Origin of the sequence: Acinetobacter sp. CWB-B33 (genome assembly GCF_039655955.1) — a bacterium.
Taxonomy (GTDB): Bacteria; Pseudomonadota; Gammaproteobacteria; order Pseudomonadales; family Moraxellaceae; genus Acinetobacter; species Acinetobacter bouvetii.
Genome location: NZ_JAGFEU010000007.1, coordinates 126,329 through 144,789 on the forward strand (window position 1 = coordinate 126,329; position 18,461 = coordinate 144,789).

An 18,461-nucleotide genomic window follows, 5' to 3' on the forward strand; every position below is an offset into this window, starting at 1 on the left:
AATCACTAATCAAGACAACAGCTTATATTTAAAAGTCATAAGATATGCTCGTTTTTTGATTTTGGCATATAACCATGTTTGGTCCTTTTGAATTTATTCTGGCTGGTGTCTTGGTCGGTTTCTGTGTCGGCATTACCGGTGTCGGCGGCGGTTCACTAATGACTCCTATCCTCATCAGCTTATTTAGGATTGAGCCTCATATCGCCATTGGTACTGACCTGCTTTACGCCGCTATTTCAAAATTCTGCGGTTCCTTAGTACATGCAAAAAAATTAAATATTGTATGGCCAATCGTCATTTGGCTTGCCATCGGCAGCATCCCGGCTTCCTTCGCCACGCATTGGGTTCTGGACAATTACTTAAGCCAATCCAGCAGCTATAAAGCGGTATTAACCATGGTGCTTGGCTTTATGCTGACCCTGACTGGCCTTTCAATTATGTTCCGCGGACATATAGAACGCTTTTTCAACAAATTCCGTAAAGCCGATGTTTTAGACGACATGACAGAAGACTTGGAATACGTTAATTTCAAGGCAAAAAATAAACGCCTCTATATTGTCATTATGGGCATTATTTTAGGCGTCTTCGTTACGCTTTCATCTGTCGGCGCCGGCGCATTCGGCATTATGGCGTTGGTATTGATGTTTCCTAATTTGCCGATGATCCGCATTATCGGTTCAGATGTTGTCCATGCCGTAATGCTGACCTTTGTTGCCGGCATGGGCCATATGACCTCAGGCAACGTCGATTTCCATTTGCTTGGCTGGCTGCTGTGCGGCTCAATCCCAGCTATTGTCATCGGCACCCTGATCAGCTCTCGCCTGCCTGAAAAATTAATCCGTAAAATTTTAGGCATTACACTATTTGCACTGGGGATAAACTTCATTATTCATCCCGTGAAATCAAAACCAGCAGCTAAACCTGAAACAGCAATGCTCATTCAAACCCATGCTGCAAATCTGCATAAAACAGTGAATGTTTAAATTATCTTTACGATTCATCACTTTTTTTTCACCGACATATTGATCTTTTTTATAACAATGAAGCAGTGCATTCATGTTATATTCGGCTCATGAAACAACCTTTTGTATGAACAACCAGTGACGGCAATGAATACACAACAGTCAAACCCAATTACTCAATCAGATATCGATGACGTGAATGTAAAAAGCATTCAGCCTCTTGTAACGCCAGCGGAACTCAAAAAAGAAGTACCTTTGACTGAAACTGCTTATCAGACCGTTCTTAAAGGCCGTGAAACTGTCCGCAATATTTTGGATGGCAAAGACAAGCGCCTATTCATTGTGATTGGCCCCTGCTCAATTCACGACACCGTTGCTGCGCATGAGTATGCTGACCGCCTGAAAGTATTAAGCGAAAAAATTAAAGATACAATTTATGTGGTCATGCGTGTGTACTTTGAAAAGCCGCGTACTACTGTCGGCTGGAAAGGCTTGATTAATGACCCGGATATGAACGACTCTTTCAATATTGAAAAAGGTCTGCGCATTGGCCGCCAGCTGCTTCGTGAACTAAATGAAAAAGGCCTGCCTTGCGCAACTGAAGCACTTGATCCGAACTCACCGCAGTATTATCAAGATTTAATTTCATGGTCTGCAATTGGCGCGCGCACCACAGAGAGCCAAACGCACCGTGAAATGTCATCAGGCTTATCTTCGCCAGTCGGCTTTAAAAATGGCACAGACGGCGGTTTAACCGTTGCTACCAATGCGATGCAGTCTGTGAAGCATGGCCACAGCTTCCTTGGCTTAAATGACCAAGGCCAAGTTTCTGTCATTCATACCAGCGGCAACCCTTATGCGCATGTCGTATTGCGTGGCGGCAACGGCAAGCCAAACTATGACGCAGGTTCAGTCGCGGAAGCAGAAGCAGCATTGGCCAAAGCCAAAGTCAGCGGCAAAATCATGATTGATGCCAGCCATGCCAATTCAAACAAAGACCCGTACTTGCAGCCGTTAGTATTAAAAAATATTACCGAGCAAATTCTAGACGGCAACAAGTCTATTGTTGGACTGATGGTGGAAAGCCACTTAAAAGGCGGACGCCAGGACATCCCTGCTGACCTGAGCAGCTTGGAATACGGCAAATCTGTAACCGATGGCTGTATTGATTGGGAAACCACTGAGCACGCGTTGCTGGAAATGCATGAAGCGCTCAAAAGCGTATTGCCAAACCGTTAAGGGCTAAGCAAAGACGCAAAGAACTGTAAAACGCCATCGTCAAGATGGCGTTTTTAATTTATAGTGACTGCATGACTTGAAAGCAAAAATAACAGCATGAATGAGATTGAAAACGGTTTAAGCCAAATTGAAAACTTCCAGTTCGTTCACGAACACCTGTTCAGTTCTGGGCAGCCGTCCGCGGAACAGCTGCAGCTGATTAAAGAATACGGCGTAACCACCGTCATCAACCTTGCCTTGACAGATGCCAGCAATCATTTAGACAGCGAAGACCGTATTTGCCTGGAATTAGGCCTGAACTATATTCACGTGCCCATTCTTTGGGATACGCCGTCAGATGATCAATGTTTGCTGGTGCTGGATATGATTGATCATCTTGTGCAGGAACAAATGGTCTGGGTGCACTGCTCAAAAAATTTCCGTATCAGCAGCCTGATGTATTTATACCGTCAATACTATATGAATATAGACATGCCCGCAGCACAGGAGCTGATGCACCAGATTTGGGAGCCGAATGAAACATGGACAGGCTTAATTCATGCTGTTTCACTCCAGCTGCAGGGCCGTAAATCAACTCAAGAGCTGCAGCAGTCTTTAATTCATCCAAATCATTTTGCGTGAACAACCAGCACGGTTGCCATCGATAAAATGCCTTCCTGACGGCCAGTGAAACCCAGTTTTTCAGTGGTCGTCGCTTTCACACTGATTTGCGTCGTATCCACATTCAGCGCATCTGCAATGCTTTGGCGCATTTCTAAATTATGCTTTGCCAATTTAGGGCGTTCGCATGCAACGGTTATATCCGCATTCGACAGCACGTAGCCGCGGTCTAAAATAAGCTGATACACATGCTTCAATAAGACTTTACTGTCAGCGCCTTTAAAATTTGGATCTGTATCTGGAAAATGCTGTCCAATATCACCAAGCGCCAATGCGCCCAATAAGGCATCACACAGCGCATGCAAAACCACATCGCCATCTGAATGCGCTTTTAAGCCATGCGTATGCGGAATTTGCACCCCAGCGAGAGTAACAAACTCACCGTCTTCAAAAGCATGGACATCGAGCCCTTGACCGATTCTAATTTGTGCAGCCATCGCATTCTTCCTTTAGAAATAAACGATTGAAATCTTGTATTCACGCTTTCTATTTCGCTATAGTTAGTACAAGCGCAACGTAGTGAAAGTATAAGCGATCATGCTGTTGAAATCTGATATAAATATCATCAAAACCATTACAATTGGCTTAAGTATTGGTTTTTTTTTCTCAAGCCCTATCCATGCAGAAGCAATAGACTGCTCGGTCCCCGGCCACTCTTTGCAAAAAGTGTGTTCAGCAGCTTTTTCTAAACAGCGTGATCATCTGGATAACCTCTACCTGACCTCACTCCTGGTTACCGATGCGCCTGCCCGCATTATCAAAGACACTCAGCTGATGTGGGTCCAGCGGTTAAAGCAATGTAAAAGTATTGACTGCATTAAGCAGCAAATTGATTTGCGCGCAGATGACCTGAATATTTTTGTATCATTGAATCAAAGCCTGACTCAGCACTACTTAAAATTTGAACGCGGCGGTTTTGCACAGCAGCAGGTGCATATGAAAGTCCATCAGCTCAGCAAAGACCGCATTAAAATTGAAGCTGTGGCCTACCGCAACCCGAACAACCGCTTAGATGCTCAAAGCATCGCCTTTTTAGCCTATACCACGCCAAATCAAAAAACTGAAGTCACTGACAACGAGCATGATTGCAAATATCAGTTTAACTACAGCAAAGCGATTCTTTCAGTTAAAACTGTGCAAAAAGGCTGTGAACGTTTTGCGGGTGTTTACCGTTTATATGATTGATGTTTTTGCTGAATTCATGAATTTCAGCTCTTAATCTTCAAATACTTATTATTAGGTATTCTAAGCCTTTTTTTAGCCCTTTATAGTTTTCATAGAATTTATAAGGGGTAAACAATGAATATTAAATTACTTTTCGGTTCACTTTGCTTTGCAGCAATCTCTTCCCAAACTCAAGCATGGCAGCCTGCTACATGTGTAGAAAATAGCAGCCAGCCTGCATGTGCGACTGTTTCTCATGAAGCACTGCCCCAACCTTTTAACTTTGGCCAACTTAATGCCAAAGTCGTTTTTGGTTTTGGAAATGATGGCTGCCTACTTTCCAGTCCAGTTGCTGCAATTTCCGGACAATTACAGCCAAATCCCGGTATGCCAAATGAAAAACCTTATGATAGTAAATGCGCATACAACGATCAATTAGATAGAGCTAAAGTTATTGTTAAAGAATATAAAACTGAAAAAAATGGCAATCAGTATATAGTCCGGATTTTTGGCATGTATGCTGTAAAAGATGTAGGCATTATTACCCCTACATTTGGGCACAAACATGAATGGGAACATGCACTACTTTATATCAAAAATAATAAAGTTGAATATGTAGGCGCGTCACAGCATACAGAAGTGAAACGATACCCAAGCCAAGAGGTGCCTCATCTATTAAATCAACCTAATACCTTTCCTTTAAAATACGTGATGCATAAAGGAACTCATGATTTCAGCAAATATGACGGCAAAAAACAAGATGGACAATTTGTCCCTAAGGCAACAAATCCAACGCCAAATGGTAAATGGTTTGGCGAGGACAATAGTGTCTACATTGAATATAAAGAACAACCTGGACAAGCAACACTGCCATCTCAATACATTGCCATCTTGAAAAAATGGCACAATGGCGGGATTAATTTAAAAGTGGGAAATGTTGACTACATCAATAAGTGGCTCCCAGATTCTTGGAAAAAAGATCAAGTAACTTTCAAATAATATTCAGAAGGCGCATTTTCATGCGCCTTCATTATCCTCTCTAAAAATATTTACGTACTGCTCAATTATCTTTTATATACGGTGTGCTTGAGCAACCTGTTGGCTAATCATCGCCGCTGTTGCCGCTGACAGCGTCCAGCCTAAATGCCCATGTCCCGTATTGTAAAAAACACGCTCCCGTTTGCCGCGGTTTACGATGGGCATCATATTTGGCATCATCGGGCGCAGCCCTGCCCAAGGTACAGAAAACTCAGTCGATAAATCAAAATTGCGGTTCACCCAATCGACCAAGGGCTGAATCCGGTCAGAGCGGATATCACGATTATAGCCATTAAATTCTGCCGTTCCTGCTACACGCAAACGGTCAGCACCTAACCGTGAAGTGACGATCTTGGCGCTTTCATCCAGCAAACTCACCCACGGCGCATATTTTTGACTGTCTTGATCCCGCAGCTCAACAGTAATCGAATATCCCTTAACAGGGTAAATATTTACGCGGTCACCCAGCATGTCCGCTAGCTGATAACTGCCCACACCTCCGCATACCACGACAGCATCAGCATTCAATACTTCAATGATGCCTGCATCTGCATCCATATTTTCATCGCTGGCTTTAAACTGAATACTGATCCCTTGCCCATAATGCTGAATGGATATGACTTCCTGACCGAATAAATATTCCACGCCATTTTGCTGTGTGACTCGCGCCAAGCCAGCCGTAAATTTATGAATATCGCCAGTTGCATCTCCTGGACAATAAAATCCGCCGTAATAATTTCCCGTTAAACTCGGCTCAATTGATTTAATTTCATCATGGCTTACAGCATAGCGTTCCAAACCGCCTTCACATAGCAGTGTATTGACCTGAATTGCAGTCTCGTAATCTGCTTTAGTATAGTAAAAATGCAAAATCCCGCGTTTTTCCAAATTAAAGTCAATACTTTCTTTTTCTGCAATTTCAAACAGCCGCTGCCGGGCCAATAATGCCATCCTGACTGTTTCTTGAGTGTTTTCTTTATAATGTTTGATATTGCCTAAAAATTCCATCAGCCATGCATATTTATGCACGCTGAAACTGGGGTTCAAAAGCAAAGGCGCAGATTTTTCCGACATCCATTTAATGCCTTTAAGCACCGTCGCCTTTTGATTCCAAACTTCTGCATTGCATGCAGACAGCTGTCCGCCATTGGCAAATGATGTCTCCATTGCCGGATATAAATGCTTATCTATCACAGTAACATGATAACCCAGAAGGCTAAGCTCATAGGCTGTTGTAACACCGGTAATTCCCGCACCAATCACTGCTATACGGCACATAGGCACTCCTTAAAATGCAAAAAGCATTTCAAATCATTGCGCCTCATCTGTTTGGGTACCTGAGAGCTTCAATGAAGCTGAATGATTTCAGGTTCATCTTCCCCCTTCGGTGAGCATTCTCTTTTAGATGCTTCTCTCCAGATTTTTTCAATTATTGCAGTCCTTTTGCCTGAGAGTTTCCTGAGGCTTTGCTCCTTCGGCGAGCGCATTGAGCGCTTCTCTCCTGCAATAATTGCTCTCTATAATATGAGCAATTTTTATACCAGATCCAAGCAATTTTTTTTAATTTCATATTTCAGCCTGCAGTCCAAAATTTAATGTTCAGCTTTTCCAGCAGCACTGATAAAGTATAAAATTGCGTTCCTCCGCTTTTAACAGCTATCCAGACAATGCACGCTTACAGTTTTAAGGATTTTTCAGATAAAATTTTGCAGCATTCCATTGATGAATTGACACACTCATCCATATTGCGCCTTGGAACATCTGGAAATTTAGACAGTTATTATGCCCCTTTTGATGCAATCAATACCGAGGCAAAAATTGTACTGGTCGGCATCTGCCCAGGTCAGCTGCAATGGCGCAATGCTTTGCAAGCAGCGCAAGATGGCCTCAAGCAAGGATTAGATACGGATGAGATTCTCAAGCTGGCAAAAGCCGCCGGTGCTTTCAGCGGACCTCTGCGCAAAAATTTAGTTAAAATCTTAGATTCTATTGGCCTGCCGCAGGTGCTGGGCATTTCAGGAACGGAACTTTTATTTAATGAACAGCAGTCTTTGGTTCATATGACTTCTGTGCTGCATCAATGCATTCTCGTCAAAGGTAAAAATTATACTGGCGCCAATCCCAATATGCTGAAGAATGACTTTTTAAACCAGCATATAAAAACGTACTTCTTGCCTGAAATTGCACAATTGCCTAACGCCATCTATATCCCTTTCGGTTCTAGTGTAGTTGAAGTGCTTTATGCTTTATCAAGCTTAGGCTATTTACGTGAAGAACAAATTTTGGACGGCTTTCCGCATCCTTCTGGCGCCAATGCTGAACGTATTAAATACTTTTTGGGTGAAAAAACGGCGGCCGAATTATCAACGGCGACCAACGCAGCGATGATTGATCAAGCAAAAAACCGGCTTTTAGATAAGATAAAGAAGCTAAATTTGCCTTAAGCAGTGAAAATCATGCGTTCGACTAGGCGTGCACAGCAATCATTCTGAATTTTGTTAATAGCATACAGTGCATCAAAATGATAATTCAACAGCACGCAATTAAATTAAAATGAATGAAAACAAATGCTTAAAAATATATCTATCAAATGCATATTCAATAATGTGATTAATTTTACTTTTTATTATTTATATGTGATTATAGCCAGCAAAATAAATACAGCTTAATAAAAATAAAGTTTTATAGAATTAAAAATGAAAAACTGTCTGCTTATTGCCTGCCTCACAGCATTGCTGTCAGGCTGTATTGTTGTGCCGTCTAAATCAAGCTCAACGCCAGCATCCATCGCGCAAGGAGTTAAAGCTGTTGAAAACTCTAAAGCTGTGACGCGTACGACAACACGTGGCCCGCTGCTTTGTGAAAATATTCCCGGCTGTCCGGAACTCGCGATTAATTGGACTAAACGCCAAGGCAAAAACGATCTTTCCATTCATATTTACAGCCCGAACCAAATAGAGTTAAACGAGTTTACGTTTGTTGTTGATGGTAAAAAATACTCTTACAGCACCATCGGCGCTGCGTCATACCGTCAGTTAGAAAATTCGAATGTCATAGATTCATCAAATACCGTGCATGTGCCATCAAGCCTTTTGACCCGCTTTAAAAATGCAAAAGATATTCAGGTGCTGCTCAGCTCGAATCAAGGAGACATTTCACATGCTATGCTGAGTAATGGCACTCAATCAAAAGCTTACCGCTTATTCCTTCGCGCATATTGAGGCAAAGCCTTTCTGCACTTAAAAACGCTCGCAAATTTTTTAAAAGTCCCTTTGGCGCATTATTTAATGCGCCTTTTCTATTTAATGAAAATTATTTATTCCATTCTTCACACCGCTAAGCAGTCATGCTGTCTATTTTTTTCTGTAAATGCACTAAATACAAGTCGACAAGCGGTACGCCTACATTCGCATCTATCGGATAATCTTCAATATTCAATGTTTTCGTATAGCCGCACCGTTCATAAAAGGCAATAAGCTCAGATCTGACATTCAATACATACATGTCCAGCACTTTAATTTCAGAATAATTCTGCTCAACGTAACGCTCTGCAAAATTCAACAGCGCCTTGCCTAGCCCCATATTCTGCAAAAATGCATCGACACAAAAACTGCCGATTTCTACAGAATTTAAATTTTTTGTTAATCCTATGCATCCCAATATGCGCAATGGATTCTCCAGCTTTCCCTCTAATACCCAAATCTCAAAATTAGGCTGCCTCATGCTTTCCAGCAATTGTGCCTGGGTTATCCGCAAACCACCTACAATAGAGGCTTCATTGGTCCAGCTTTGGCCCGTATTGCTGCGGTATGCCTGATTTATCATTTCAGTCAAAGAAGCCAAGTCATCCTCGTGCGCCAGTCTAAAATTCGGCTTTATCATATTTTTACTGCAATCTTTTCTAATGTATTGTTCTTTTATAGCGCAACATGCGTCTCTTTAAAATAAAAGGCCAGACAATTGTCTGGCCTTTTTAGCATCAAAATGATAATCAATTGGGCTCAATCGGCGCAAATGGCGCAACCACATCAGCATTTTGCGCACGATGGCGCATGAAGTGATCCATCAGCACTATGGCCAGCATAGCTTCTGCAATGGGTGTTGCTCGCACGCCAACACAAGGATCATGGCGGCCTTTGGTCAGCACATCGGCATTTTCACGATTCATCGTGATGGTTTTACCCGGCGTGGTAATTGAAGCTGTCGGTTTCAATGCTATGGCAACACGAATGTCCTGACCGCTCGAAATTCCGCCCAATATGCCGCCCGCATGGTTCGCAAGAAATCCATCCGTCGTCAACTCATCACGTGTTTCGTGGCCAAACTGCTCGGCAACGCCAAAACCGTCACCGATTTCTACACCTTTTACCGCATTGATGGACATCATGGCATGTGCAATGTCTGCATCTAAACGGTCAAATACAGGTTCACCCCAGCCCACAGGCACTTTCGATGCAATAATTTCTAATTTTGCACCGCAGCTGGTGCCTTGTTCACGAAGTGAAGTGACTAAGGCTTCAAAACGAGGCACGGCATCTGCATCACCGCAGAAAAATGGATTATTCGGAACTTCATTCCAATCCAGTTTTTCAGCTTTTTCAGTACCGATTTGAGTCACATGCCCGCGGATTTCAATGCCGAATTTTTCAAATAGGCACTTCTTCGCAATTGCGCCAGCAGCAACACGCATCGCTGTTTCACGTGCGCTAGAACGTCCGCCGCCCCGGTAATCACGGAAGCCGTACTTTTGCGTATATGTATAATCGGCATGGCCGGGACGGAAAGTATGAGCAATATTGCCGTAATCTTTAGATTTTTGATCGGTATTGCGGATCAGCAGGCCAATAGATGTACCCGTTGTTTTACCCTCAAAAACACCTGAAATGATTTCTACTTCATCCGGCTCTTTGCGTTGGGTTGCAAATTTAGATGTGCCTGGCTTGCGGCGGTCCAAATCTTTTTGCAAATCTTCTGCAGACAGCGCGAGGCCTGGCGGAACACCGTCCACAATGGCCATTAATCCTGCGCCATGTGATTCACCGCAAGTCGTCACACGGAATAATTGCCCTATACTATTGCCAGCCATGTTCAACGGCTCCTTAAGCTTGAATAGATTGGAGGAATAAATCTCTGTATGTACGGCACTGCTCGGCCGTTAAAGCGAAAATACCGGTACCGCCTTTTTGAAACTGCAGCCAGTAAAAATCAACGGTGTTGAAATTTTGACGCATCGCCCATTCAGAATTGCCAACTTCGATCACAATCAAACCGTCTTCGGTTAAATAATCAGCGGCCTGAGCCAGCATTTTACGCACCAAATCCAGACCATCCTGACCGGCAGCCAACGCTAATTCAGGTTCATGATGAAACTCTTCAGGCAAATCCGCCATATCTTCCGCATCTACATATGGAGGATTCGACACGATTAAATCATATTGATTTTCAGCTGGAATTTTTTCAAACAAATCAGATTCAAGCAATGCGACCTGATACTGCTTGTTATGATGCTCTGCGTTAATTGAAGCAACTTCGAGCGCTTCTTTAGAGATATCTGTGGCATCCACTTCTGAATCTGGGAATGCATAAGCCAGCGCAATGGCGATACAGCCTGAACCCGTACACATATCTAAAATGCGCTGCGGCGTTCTAGGGTTTGGATTTTCTGGCAGATTATTGACGGCTGCGCCCATTTCACCATTTTCACCCAAGCAATATGGAGCAAAACGGTTTTCTATCAGCTCTGCAATTGGTGAACGCGGAATAAGCACACGCTCATCCACATAAAATGGCTTGCCAAAGAAATACGCCAAATTCAATAGGTATGACGTTGGAACTTTTTCATTGATGCGGCGTTCCAGCAGCGCCAAGAATTCAGCCGCTTCACTAGGCAGCAGCTTAGCGTCTAGAATTTCAGGATTGGCATTCCAGTCCAATGACAAAGTTTGCAGCACCAATGCTGAACTTTCAGCAAAATAATCTTCTGTACCTTGACCTAAATGTGCATCGTATTGACGTAAAGCTGAAACACCAAAACGGATAAAATCACGAATAGTAGTTAAATTTTCAGCGGCTTCCTGCATATGTTCAGGGCTAATAGTCGGTCGATCCACTTAAGGCGTCTCCAAGGTCATATTTTTAAACGCCTTATGATACCTTAGTTTTGGTGGTTTTTTTTGAAAATTACTTCGGAATTTTATTCCTCAATTGCACTTCCATCATATCAGCATGAGAGAGTGTCATTTGAAGTGCACAACTAGAATTGGATAAAGTATATTCTTTCAATTTCTTTGCGCTGACATTACAGGCATTATTCAAACGTTGCTGCCATACCGTTTGTGATTGTTCAATTAAAGAGCGTTCTGATTCACTGGCATTCTTCAACGTCAATTTATATAATTTTTTTACGCGCTTATTCTGAACTTTCAACTCTTTTTTTTGGCAAGCGGCAATTTTTTCAGACTGGCTATTGGCATTACGCATGCAAGTCTCATAGCCCGATGAATATCCTAAAGCAAAAGTTTGCACGGATATCCCAGCACAGCACAATAAAACGCCTTGCATAAAAGGCTTAATCATATCGCATTCCCCAACTTAAAATTTGCAAATATTTATAAAATTTATTCCGCATTTTATAGCATTTTTCAGAATGCTTTAAAAAGAAAAGTATAATTGAAAATCAAAAAAAAGCTTCTTATACTTTCTGTAAGATTTAAGTTTAAAAAGATATGAGCTATAAACACAATAACCTGATGGCAATGCGTCAAAGTTACTGGAATGATTCACTCTCTCCCAAAGTCATTGAAGAAAAACAGTACTTTCAGCAGGTTCTAATTGAAAATGGCATTTTCACCATGCCTACTTTGGAAGATGCAAAACATCTGTTTTTTAGCTTGCCCAGCATTATTATTGTGAAAGGCTACGCAAGCGGCTTTAAGCATCAATCTGTCAAAAAGCTTATTTGCCAGCATGTGCAGGACAACAAACTGCTTTTGCAGCAAAAATCGGAAATGAAAATTAAATTCAATGTTTAAGCAATCCACTGCCTTTCTTTAAAGCAGTTTTATTCTTTAGGCTGCATAACTTTACTGGTTATTCAGCACGTTAAACTTTTTTAATACGCGCAGACACGGTAAGATTCGCTACAATGAATTATTCTGCTATTTGCTGATTAAAGGATTTAGTTTACATGTCAGATCAGAACGATAAGCTCAAACAGCTGAAAACATCCTCAATGGATCGACGCTTATCGATTGCAAAAGCATCTTTGCTTGCAGGAACCCGCTGGGCTGCATCAAATGCTACCTCTATTTTTTCCAGTGAGGAAGAAAAAGAACGTAAACGCAAGAAAGCCATGAAAGAACAGGCGGACTATTTAGTTGCCGAAATTGGCAAGCTAAAAGGTTCAATTGTAAAGATTGGCCAAATGATGGCATTGTATGGCGAGCATTTTCTGCCAGAAGAAATTACGCAAGCCCTAAATACACTGAATAATCAAACAATAGCATTGGCATGGCCTGCAATTAAAGAACAGCTGCATGTTCAGCTGGGTTCTAAGCTAGATGAGCTGACCATAGACCGCGAACCGCTGGGTACTGCATCATTGGCGCAAGTTCACCGTGCAGTCCGCAAGTCTGACGGCTTGGAAATTGTCTTAAAAATACAATATCCAGGTGTGGCAGATGCCATAGATTCAGATATGAATCTCTTCCGGAATATGCTGAAACTCACTCGAATGGTGCCGCAAACCCGCGAATTTGATCAATGGTTTGATGAAGTGCGTGAAATGATGCATCGTGAAGTCAATTACAAAATTGAGTCTGAGACCACACGCCGTTTTGCATCACGCCTGAAAGATGATCCGCGCTATATTGTCCCGCAGATTATTGATGAATATTGCACCGATCAAGTGCTGTGCATGACCTTCGAACGCGGCGTACCCATCAACAGCCCAGTGATGCTGTCTTTGCCGCAAGAACGCCGCAATGCTTTAGGTGAGGCTTCACTTGAAATTGCAGTACGTGAACTGTTTGAATGGGGTGAAATGCAAACCGATCCAAACTTCGGCAACTATTTAGTCCGTTTAGGCAATGGATTAGATGTGCAAGATAAAATTGTGCTGTTGGATTTTGGCGCCATCCGCCAATTTGATCAGCATTTGCTGAAAGTTGCGCACAATCTTATTTTTGCAGGATTTAATCACAATGCTGATGAAATGGTAAATGCAATGACAGGATACAGCTTCTTCGACTCTATTCCGCAAAGCATCAAGCCGGATATGGCCAAAGTTTTCCTGCTAGCGACCGAAGCATTCAGCACCCCGCTCAATAATGCGGACCTGCCTGCCGGCGTAATGGATGAACAGAACCGCTATGACTGGAAAAAAAGCCAGCTGCATAGCCGTGTCATGCAGCAGGCTTCTAAATCGATGGCATCCCGCTATTTCAGTGTTCCACCGAAGGAGTTCATGTTTATCAGCCGGAAGTTTATTGGCGCCTACACATTCATGACCGTCATTGAAGCTAAAACCAATGTCAGAAAAATGATCCAAAAATACAAATAAACGGTTTCTGACCTGAATGACCTTTGTCATTCAGGTCAATTCCTAATGTAAATTCCCAAATACGAAAAAAATTAAATAATTAAAAAACAATTCATTAAACATATATTTCTTCAAATGCTATCCGCTTATCAATGACAATGAACTATGTCAGTTTTGACATGGTTTTTTCACCATCCTCATGTCAGCATAAATTTAGAAAAACATTTCTTTCTGGAAAAACAAAAATGAATGACATGGTAAATAAAGCGCAAGGATTTGGGCTGTCATTGCTCACAAAAATTGCCGGCAGTGATGTATTAGATCAACTCAAATTAAGAAAATTTGTCGAAAAATCACTGTACCAAGGCTCTAAAGCTGGATTTAAAACACTGAATAAAACGCAAAAGGTATTTAAACCGCAAAATAATGTACATAAACAGCGCTTACCAAATCAATCGAAGTCATTATTTGATTTAAGTTTATCTGAAGAACAGCAGATGACTTCGGATGCCATGGCGCAATTTGCGCGAGAAGTGCTTTATCCTTTGGCGCAAAATGCAGATCAAAATGAAAAATTTCCATCAGAGCTATATCAGTACAGCATTGAACTGGGCCTGAATTTATATGCATTGCCCGAAGCGCTCGGCGGTGTTGCCGCAGAAAAAAATATCGTCAGCAATATCTTAATTGCCGAACAATTGGCTCAAGGTGACTTTAGCTTAAGTGCCGGCCTGCTTTCCACTTTCAGTGTCATCAATGCGATTACACAATGGGGATCTGAGCAGATTCAATCCAAATATTTGCCGAGTTTTGCAGAAGATGCTGAAATTCAAGGCAGCTTTGCAGTACAAGAAGCTACACCCGCTTTTAATCCCTTTAAGTTAAAAACGAAAGCCGCTAAAAATAATGGCCTGTACAGCATTACTGGCGAAAAAACACTGGTTTTATTAGGTGAATCGGCTGATGTGCTGCTGGTTTCCGCTGAATTTGAAGGCCGGCCTGATGTATTTGCCGTTACCCGAAATCACTGCATTACTGTCAGAAAAACTCCCGCCATGGGATTAAAAGCCGCAGAAACTGTCACCCTGCACTTTAATAATACACCTGCAGAACGGCTGGGTGATGACGATTTTGATTATGCTGCTTTCTTAAACTTAGGCAATTTAATGTGGTGCGCAATGGCGATTGGCACATGCGAAGCCGTTAAAAAATACTGCATTCAATATGCAAATGAGCGCACTGCATTTGGTGAACCCATTTCACACCGTCAAAGCGTTGCCTTCATGATTGCAGATATGGCAATTGAAATTGATGCAATGCGCATGCTGGTATTGAATGCCGCAAGCTTGGCTGAATCCGGCAAGCCTTTCCACCGTGAAGCATACTTGGCGCGCCTGCTCTGTGCAGAAAAGTCTATGAAAATTGGCACAGATGGCGTGCAAATTCTTGGCGGTCATGGCTTTACCAAAGAACATCCTGTAGAGCGCTGGTACCGGGACCTGCGCTCTACTGCCATCATGCACTCCGGCCTGCATGCCTAATCAGCATTAAAAGGAATAAATCAATGAACTTGCAAAACCCTAAAAAATTCAAAATGCTTATTGATCAAGCACATGAAGTTGCTCTGAATGTATTGCGTCCAATTTCCCGAAAATATGACAAAGCCGAACATGACTACCCTAAAGAATTAGACATGCTGTCAGCTTTAGTCGATGGCATGAATGAGGGCGGTGATGGCATGAATGCCGGCGCAGCTGTAAATAAGCGCGGTGATACGGATTCTGGCAATAAAAATGGCGTCAATATGTCTACAGCACTCAGCATCATTGAAATGTGTTATGGCGATACAGGACTGCTGCTGAGCATGCCCCGTCAAGGGCTTGGAAACTCAGCAATTGCAGCCGTTGCGAATGAGGAACAGCTGCAACGCTTTAATGGAACATGGGCCGCTATGGCGATTACCGAACCCAATTGCGGTTCTGACTCTGCAGCAATCCGAACGACTGCCATAAAAGATGGCGATGACTATATCCTCAATGGTGAAAAAATTTTTGTTACTTCTGGTGAGCGTGCAGATTCAGTTGTTGTCTGGGCGACATTGGATAAGAAATTAGGACGTTCCGCCATTAAATCTTTTGTCGTGGCAAAAGGAACGCCTGGCATGAAGATTGAACGCTTAGAACACAAACTCGGCATTAAAGCTTCTGATACAGCAGCCATCAGTTTCATCGACTGCCGGGTGCCTGCTGTTAATTTATTGGGAAATGCTGAAATTGATGTTGCCAAGGGATTTGCAGGCGTCATGGAAACCTTTGACAATACCCGTCCACTCGTTGCAGCCATGGCAGTTGGCTGTGCAAAAGCATCGTTAGAACGCATTAAGGAAATCTTTAAAGATGAGCTGAATGAGCAATATGCGACTCCCTACTTGCAGACCTCAAATCTAGCCGCTCAAATCTACCATATGGAGGCTGAATGGGAAGCAGCCCGTTTACTGATGCTTAAAGCTGCTTGGATGGCTGACAACAAAAAGCCAAACTCACGTGAAGCCTCAATTGCCAAAGCAAAAGCAGGCCGCGTAGGCAATGAAATTACACTCAAATGCGTAGAGTTAGCAGCAAGTGTTGGCTATAACGAAGATGAGCTTCTAGAAAAGTGGGCACGGGATTCTAAAATTTTGGATATTTTTGAAGGCACGCAGCAAATTCAGCAACTTATTATCGCGCGGCGTGAACTAGGAAAATCTTCCAGCGAACTTAAATAACTTTTTTCAAAGCACTAAGCTAAGCTATTTTTGATTTCATTTAAAGATGGATTTTTACAGTAAAACATACTATAACAATCCATCTTTATTTTTTTATCCCAAACTTTATATGTACAAAATCCGCACTATTGAACAAAAAGATAATGCTCAAATTGCCAGTGTCATCCGTGAAGTTTCGGAAGAATTCGGACTTGCTGCCGAATCAGGCTTTGCAGTTGCAGACTCCATATTGGATAACCTTTATGACGTTTACCAACAGAAAAATGCACACTATTGGGTGATTGAAAACAATCACGGAGTCATTTTAGGCGGTGGAGGCATTTCCCCGCTACAGGGTGATTCTAATATTTTAGAAATACAAAAAATGTACTTTAGTTCTGAAATTCGCGGTCATGGATTTGCAAAGCAAATTTTATCCCTTGCTTTTGAATTTGCTGCAAAACATGGCATTCATTTTTGCTATTTAGAAACCACCGCCAATTTATGGCAGGCAGTTAAACTCTACGAAAAACTGGGTTTCCAGCATTTATCTACACCCAAAGGCAATACTGGACATAGCCATGCCTGTGAAATCTGGATGCTGAAAAGTTTAACATAAGCTTCTCAACGGCAGCTTATGATTTTCATTAGCAAACAATTTTCGCCATTACTCATGGCAACTGTGTTCGCTTAACAAATTCAACACAGCTTCAGCTTTCGAAACAATTGACTGCTCACATAATGCTGAATAATATTTTGAATTAATTTAAAGATCCGACAGTAAATATTTTGTTCAACTCAATTCAACAGCTAAAATACATCAATATGCTTCATTTTTCCAAAAACACCACTGTGAAATCATTATGCATGCTGATTACAGCAACCGTTTTTACAGGCTGCTCATCTCTTGGCGGTGGATCAGTTGAGAAACGCGCGGCAAAACTTTCTGCAGGAATCCAGCGCGCCTATTCAGTTGATCCTAATATGGCTAATCGCGTATCGCCAATGATTGTACAAAGTGCTGAACGCTATGATTTAGATCCATTGCTTTTAGCTGCTGTAATTAGACAAGAATCAAGTTACCGCAGTTATGCTTCATCACCTGCTGGTGCAGTTGGACTGACACAGATTATTCCCCGCTATTGGCAAAACAACTGTCCTGGTGATTTATTTGACGAATACACTAATATTCAATGTGGAAGCTATATTATTGCCCGCTATAAAAATACAGCTGGTGAATGGCCTAAAGCATTAGCCTATTACAATGTTGGACCAACTGGGTATAACTCTGACCGGCGTATGAAAAAGCAAGGAAAACGCTATGCTAAACAAGTTAAACAGCATCAGAAAATTTTAAAAAGCGCTTTATAGAGTTATTAGAGAATAAGCTTACATCGGAATCCACGTGATGCGTAGTATGACTGCGCACTATTATGATACGTAAATACACGTCCATAACGGCAATCGCAAAATATGGCTCCGCCGTTATTTCGAATAGCTGAAGGGGTTAATACCCAGCTGGATGATTTTAAATCAAACTTAAATTTTTCCTGTAGCGCTCTATATTCATGTTCTGTTAAAAGTGTTACACCCATTTCTTCAGACATACTGATAACATTATTTTTTGGCGGGTGATCCTTTCTATTTTCTAATGCTTCACGATCATAGCAAAGTCCACGCCTCAATTTTGGCGATTCAACACTGCAATCATAATAAATTACATCATGATATTGTCCTTCTTGAAGGACAACATCAGGCTCTCCACCTGTACTTTCCATTTCATAAAGTGCAGATAATTTGGAAGAATTATTTAGCAATTTTTGTTGTACACCTTTCCATGCCATATTCATGTGCCGGCCCATATTTTTTTCAAAACGGCTTTTCAATATATCTAGCAATTTGTCAGTATCTTGTTCTATCAGCATTTCAATGACAGCCTTAATGATCCTTTTGTCTCCAGTATAATCACTCTTCTTTATTAAAATTGTCTAGCTTATTTAATGCATAAAAAAACACCCCTAACTGCTTGAGTTAGGGGTGTTTTTCGAATAATGAGCTGGCGATGACTTACTCTCACATGGGTAACCCCACACTACCATCAGCGCTAAGAGGTTTC

The 18,461-nt window shown here is 42.0% G+C and carries 20 protein-coding genes and 1 riboswitch; of the genes, 13 read left to right on the top strand and 7 right to left on the bottom strand.

Annotated elements, in window-relative coordinates; genetic code table 11:
• The first annotated feature begins 74 nt into the window (after nucleotides 1-74).
• The 3 genes from JZ784_RS16215 to JZ784_RS16225 all read left to right on the top strand — a co-directional run bounded on the left by JZ784_RS16215 (nucleotide 75) and on the right by JZ784_RS16225 (nucleotide 2,822).
• On the top strand, nucleotides 75-983 hold the full coding sequence (locus tag JZ784_RS16215) for a sulfite exporter TauE/SafE family protein (protein ID WP_346315595.1): 909 nt from the start codon (nucleotides 75-77) through the stop codon (nucleotides 981-983).
• 126 nt (nucleotides 984-1,109) lie between these two features.
• On the top strand, nucleotides 1,110-2,201 hold the full coding sequence (locus tag JZ784_RS16220; protein ID WP_005009544.1) for a 3-deoxy-7-phosphoheptulonate synthase: 1,092 nt from the start codon (nucleotides 1,110-1,112) through the stop codon (nucleotides 2,199-2,201).
• 96 nt (nucleotides 2,202-2,297) lie between these two features.
• The gene (locus JZ784_RS16225; protein ID WP_346315596.1) at nucleotides 2,298-2,822 is read left to right on the top strand and encodes a protein tyrosine phosphatase family protein; all 525 of its coding nucleotides are present in this window, start codon (nucleotides 2,298-2,300) and stop codon (nucleotides 2,820-2,822) included.
• On the opposite strand, the gene ispF is transcribed toward JZ784_RS16225, so the two are convergent.
• On the bottom strand, nucleotides 2,810-3,298 hold the full coding sequence (gene ispF, locus JZ784_RS16230) for a 2-C-methyl-D-erythritol 2,4-cyclodiphosphate synthase (RefSeq protein WP_346315597.1): 489 nt from the start codon (nucleotides 3,296-3,298) through the stop codon (nucleotides 2,810-2,812). The genes JZ784_RS16225 and ispF overlap by 13 nt on opposite strands.
• 100 nt (nucleotides 3,299-3,398) lie before the next feature.
• Here ispF and JZ784_RS16235 point away from each other — a divergent pair, with 100 nt between their 5' ends.
• Nucleotides 3,399-4,046 (top strand): hypothetical protein, encoded by a 648-nt coding sequence (locus JZ784_RS16235; protein WP_346315598.1) that lies wholly within the window; start codon nucleotides 3,399-3,401, stop codon nucleotides 4,044-4,046.
• Nucleotides 4,047-4,160: 114 nt separating this feature from the next.
• The gene (locus tag JZ784_RS16240; RefSeq protein WP_346315599.1) at nucleotides 4,161-5,024 is read left to right on the top strand and encodes an NPP1 family protein; all 864 of its coding nucleotides are present in this window, start codon (nucleotides 4,161-4,163) and stop codon (nucleotides 5,022-5,024) included.
• A gap of 72 nt (nucleotides 5,025-5,096) precedes the next feature.
• On the opposite strand, the gene JZ784_RS16245 is transcribed toward JZ784_RS16240, so the two are convergent.
• Nucleotides 5,097-6,341 (bottom strand): D-amino acid dehydrogenase, encoded by a 1,245-nt coding sequence (locus JZ784_RS16245; RefSeq protein WP_346315600.1) that lies wholly within the window; start codon nucleotides 6,339-6,341, stop codon nucleotides 5,097-5,099.
• A 147-nt stretch (nucleotides 6,342-6,488) separates the two neighbouring features.
• A riboswitch (glycine riboswitch) is annotated at nucleotides 6,489-6,577 on the bottom strand.
• Nucleotides 6,578-6,730: 153 nt separating this feature from the next.
• Here JZ784_RS16245 and JZ784_RS16250 point away from each other — a divergent pair.
• Entirely contained in the window at nucleotides 6,731-7,507 is a 777-nt protein-coding gene (locus JZ784_RS16250) for a hypothetical protein (RefSeq protein ID WP_346315601.1), read from the top strand.
• 252 nt (nucleotides 7,508-7,759) lie between these two features.
• Nucleotides 7,760-8,284: a hypothetical protein gene (locus JZ784_RS16255; protein WP_346315602.1), complete on the top strand. Its 525-nt coding sequence runs from the start codon at nucleotides 7,760-7,762 to the stop codon at nucleotides 8,282-8,284.
• Between the two features lie 115 nt (nucleotides 8,285-8,399).
• Here the strand turns inward: JZ784_RS16255 and JZ784_RS16260 are convergent, their stop codons facing one another.
• From JZ784_RS16260 to JZ784_RS16275, 4 genes are all read right to left on the bottom strand, one after another.
• On the bottom strand, nucleotides 8,400-8,945 hold the full coding sequence (locus JZ784_RS16260; protein WP_346315603.1) for a GNAT family N-acetyltransferase: 546 nt from the start codon (nucleotides 8,943-8,945) through the stop codon (nucleotides 8,400-8,402).
• A gap of 109 nt (nucleotides 8,946-9,054) precedes the next feature.
• A complete protein-coding gene (aroC, locus tag JZ784_RS16265) occupies nucleotides 9,055-10,149 on the bottom strand; it encodes a chorismate synthase (RefSeq protein WP_346315604.1) in 1,095 nt (364 codons plus the stop codon).
• Nucleotides 10,150-10,162: 13 nt separating this feature from the next.
• The gene (gene prmB / locus JZ784_RS16270; RefSeq protein WP_346315605.1) at nucleotides 10,163-11,173 is read right to left on the bottom strand and encodes a 50S ribosomal protein L3 N(5)-glutamine methyltransferase; all 1,011 of its coding nucleotides are present in this window, start codon (nucleotides 11,171-11,173) and stop codon (nucleotides 10,163-10,165) included.
• Between the two features lie 70 nt (nucleotides 11,174-11,243).
• Complete coding sequence (locus JZ784_RS16275) at nucleotides 11,244-11,639, bottom strand: lysozyme inhibitor LprI family protein (protein WP_346315606.1); 396 nt, start codon at nucleotides 11,637-11,639, stop codon at nucleotides 11,244-11,246.
• A 149-nt stretch (nucleotides 11,640-11,788) separates the two neighbouring features.
• Between JZ784_RS16275 and JZ784_RS16280 the strand changes: the two genes are divergently transcribed.
• The 6 genes from JZ784_RS16280 (at nucleotide 11,789) to JZ784_RS16305 (ending at nucleotide 17,716) form a co-directional block, all read left to right on the top strand.
• Nucleotides 11,789-12,094 carry a hypothetical protein gene (locus tag JZ784_RS16280; RefSeq protein WP_130147922.1) on the top strand — a complete coding sequence of 102 codons (306 nt, stop codon included), beginning with the start codon at nucleotides 11,789-11,791 and terminating at the stop codon, nucleotides 12,092-12,094.
• Between the two features lie 155 nt (nucleotides 12,095-12,249).
• Entirely contained in the window at nucleotides 12,250-13,623 is a 1,374-nt protein-coding gene (locus tag JZ784_RS16285; protein WP_005009516.1) for an AarF/ABC1/UbiB kinase family protein, read from the top strand.
• Between the two features lie 233 nt (nucleotides 13,624-13,856).
• On the top strand, nucleotides 13,857-15,143 hold the full coding sequence (locus tag JZ784_RS16290; RefSeq protein ID WP_346315613.1) for an acyl-CoA dehydrogenase family protein: 1,287 nt from the start codon (nucleotides 13,857-13,859) through the stop codon (nucleotides 15,141-15,143).
• A gap of 23 nt (nucleotides 15,144-15,166) precedes the next feature.
• Nucleotides 15,167-16,366: an acyl-CoA dehydrogenase family protein gene (locus JZ784_RS16295; RefSeq protein WP_346315607.1), complete on the top strand. Its 1,200-nt coding sequence runs from the start codon at nucleotides 15,167-15,169 to the stop codon at nucleotides 16,364-16,366.
• Between the two features lie 109 nt (nucleotides 16,367-16,475).
• Complete coding sequence (locus JZ784_RS16300) at nucleotides 16,476-16,964, top strand: GNAT family N-acetyltransferase (RefSeq protein ID WP_346315614.1); 489 nt, start codon at nucleotides 16,476-16,478, stop codon at nucleotides 16,962-16,964.
• A gap of 248 nt (nucleotides 16,965-17,212) precedes the next feature.
• Nucleotides 17,213-17,716, top strand: coding sequence for a transglycosylase SLT domain-containing protein (locus JZ784_RS16305; RefSeq protein ID WP_346315608.1), 504 nt, complete (start codon nucleotides 17,213-17,215; stop codon nucleotides 17,714-17,716).
• A 5-nt stretch (nucleotides 17,717-17,721) separates the two neighbouring features.
• Here JZ784_RS16305 and JZ784_RS16310 read toward each other — a convergent pair whose 3' ends face one another.
• A complete protein-coding gene (locus JZ784_RS16310; protein WP_346315609.1) occupies nucleotides 17,722-18,270 on the bottom strand; it encodes a DUF4256 domain-containing protein in 549 nt (182 codons plus the stop codon).
• Nucleotides 18,271-18,461: the final 191 nt, after the last annotated feature.

Bases quoted from the DNA above. Each gene is read 5' to 3' on its own strand.
- JZ784_RS16215 (WP_346315595.1), top strand. From the start codon at position 75: ATGTTTGGTCCTTTTGAATTTATTCTGGCTGGTGTCTTGGTCGGTTTC.
- JZ784_RS16220 (WP_005009544.1), top strand. From the start codon at position 1,110: ATGAATACACAACAGTCAAACCCAATTACTCAATCAGATATCGATGAC.
- JZ784_RS16225 (WP_346315596.1), top strand. From the start codon at position 2,298: ATGAATGAGATTGAAAACGGTTTAAGCCAAATTGAAAACTTCCAGTTC.
- ispF (WP_346315597.1), bottom strand. From the start codon at position 3,298: ATGGCTGCACAAATTAGAATCGGTCAAGGGCTCGATGTCCATGCTTTT.
- JZ784_RS16235 (WP_346315598.1), top strand. From the start codon at position 3,399: ATGCTGTTGAAATCTGATATAAATATCATCAAAACCATTACAATTGGC.
- JZ784_RS16240 (WP_346315599.1), top strand. From the start codon at position 4,161: ATGAATATTAAATTACTTTTCGGTTCACTTTGCTTTGCAGCAATCTCT.
- JZ784_RS16245 (WP_346315600.1), bottom strand. From the start codon at position 6,341: ATGTGCCGTATAGCAGTGATTGGTGCGGGAATTACCGGTGTTACAACA.
- JZ784_RS16250 (WP_346315601.1), top strand. From the start codon at position 6,731: ATGCACGCTTACAGTTTTAAGGATTTTTCAGATAAAATTTTGCAGCAT.
- JZ784_RS16255 (WP_346315602.1), top strand. From the start codon at position 7,760: ATGAAAAACTGTCTGCTTATTGCCTGCCTCACAGCATTGCTGTCAGGC.
- JZ784_RS16260 (WP_346315603.1), bottom strand. From the start codon at position 8,945: ATGATAAAGCCGAATTTTAGACTGGCGCACGAGGATGACTTGGCTTCT.
- aroC (WP_346315604.1), bottom strand. From the start codon at position 10,149: ATGGCTGGCAATAGTATAGGGCAATTATTCCGTGTGACGACTTGCGGT.
- JZ784_RS16275 (WP_346315606.1), bottom strand. From the start codon at position 11,639: ATGATTAAGCCTTTTATGCAAGGCGTTTTATTGTGCTGTGCTGGGATA.
- JZ784_RS16280 (WP_130147922.1), top strand. From the start codon at position 11,789: ATGAGCTATAAACACAATAACCTGATGGCAATGCGTCAAAGTTACTGG.
- JZ784_RS16285 (WP_005009516.1), top strand. From the start codon at position 12,250: ATGTCAGATCAGAACGATAAGCTCAAACAGCTGAAAACATCCTCAATG.
- JZ784_RS16290 (WP_346315613.1), top strand. From the start codon at position 13,857: ATGGTAAATAAAGCGCAAGGATTTGGGCTGTCATTGCTCACAAAAATT.
- JZ784_RS16295 (WP_346315607.1), top strand. From the start codon at position 15,167: ATGAACTTGCAAAACCCTAAAAAATTCAAAATGCTTATTGATCAAGCA.
- JZ784_RS16300 (WP_346315614.1), top strand. From the start codon at position 16,476: ATGTACAAAATCCGCACTATTGAACAAAAAGATAATGCTCAAATTGCC.
- JZ784_RS16305 (WP_346315608.1), top strand. From the start codon at position 17,213: ATGCTGATTACAGCAACCGTTTTTACAGGCTGCTCATCTCTTGGCGGT.
- JZ784_RS16310 (WP_346315609.1), bottom strand. From the start codon at position 18,270: ATGCTGATAGAACAAGATACTGACAAATTGCTAGATATATTGAAAAGC.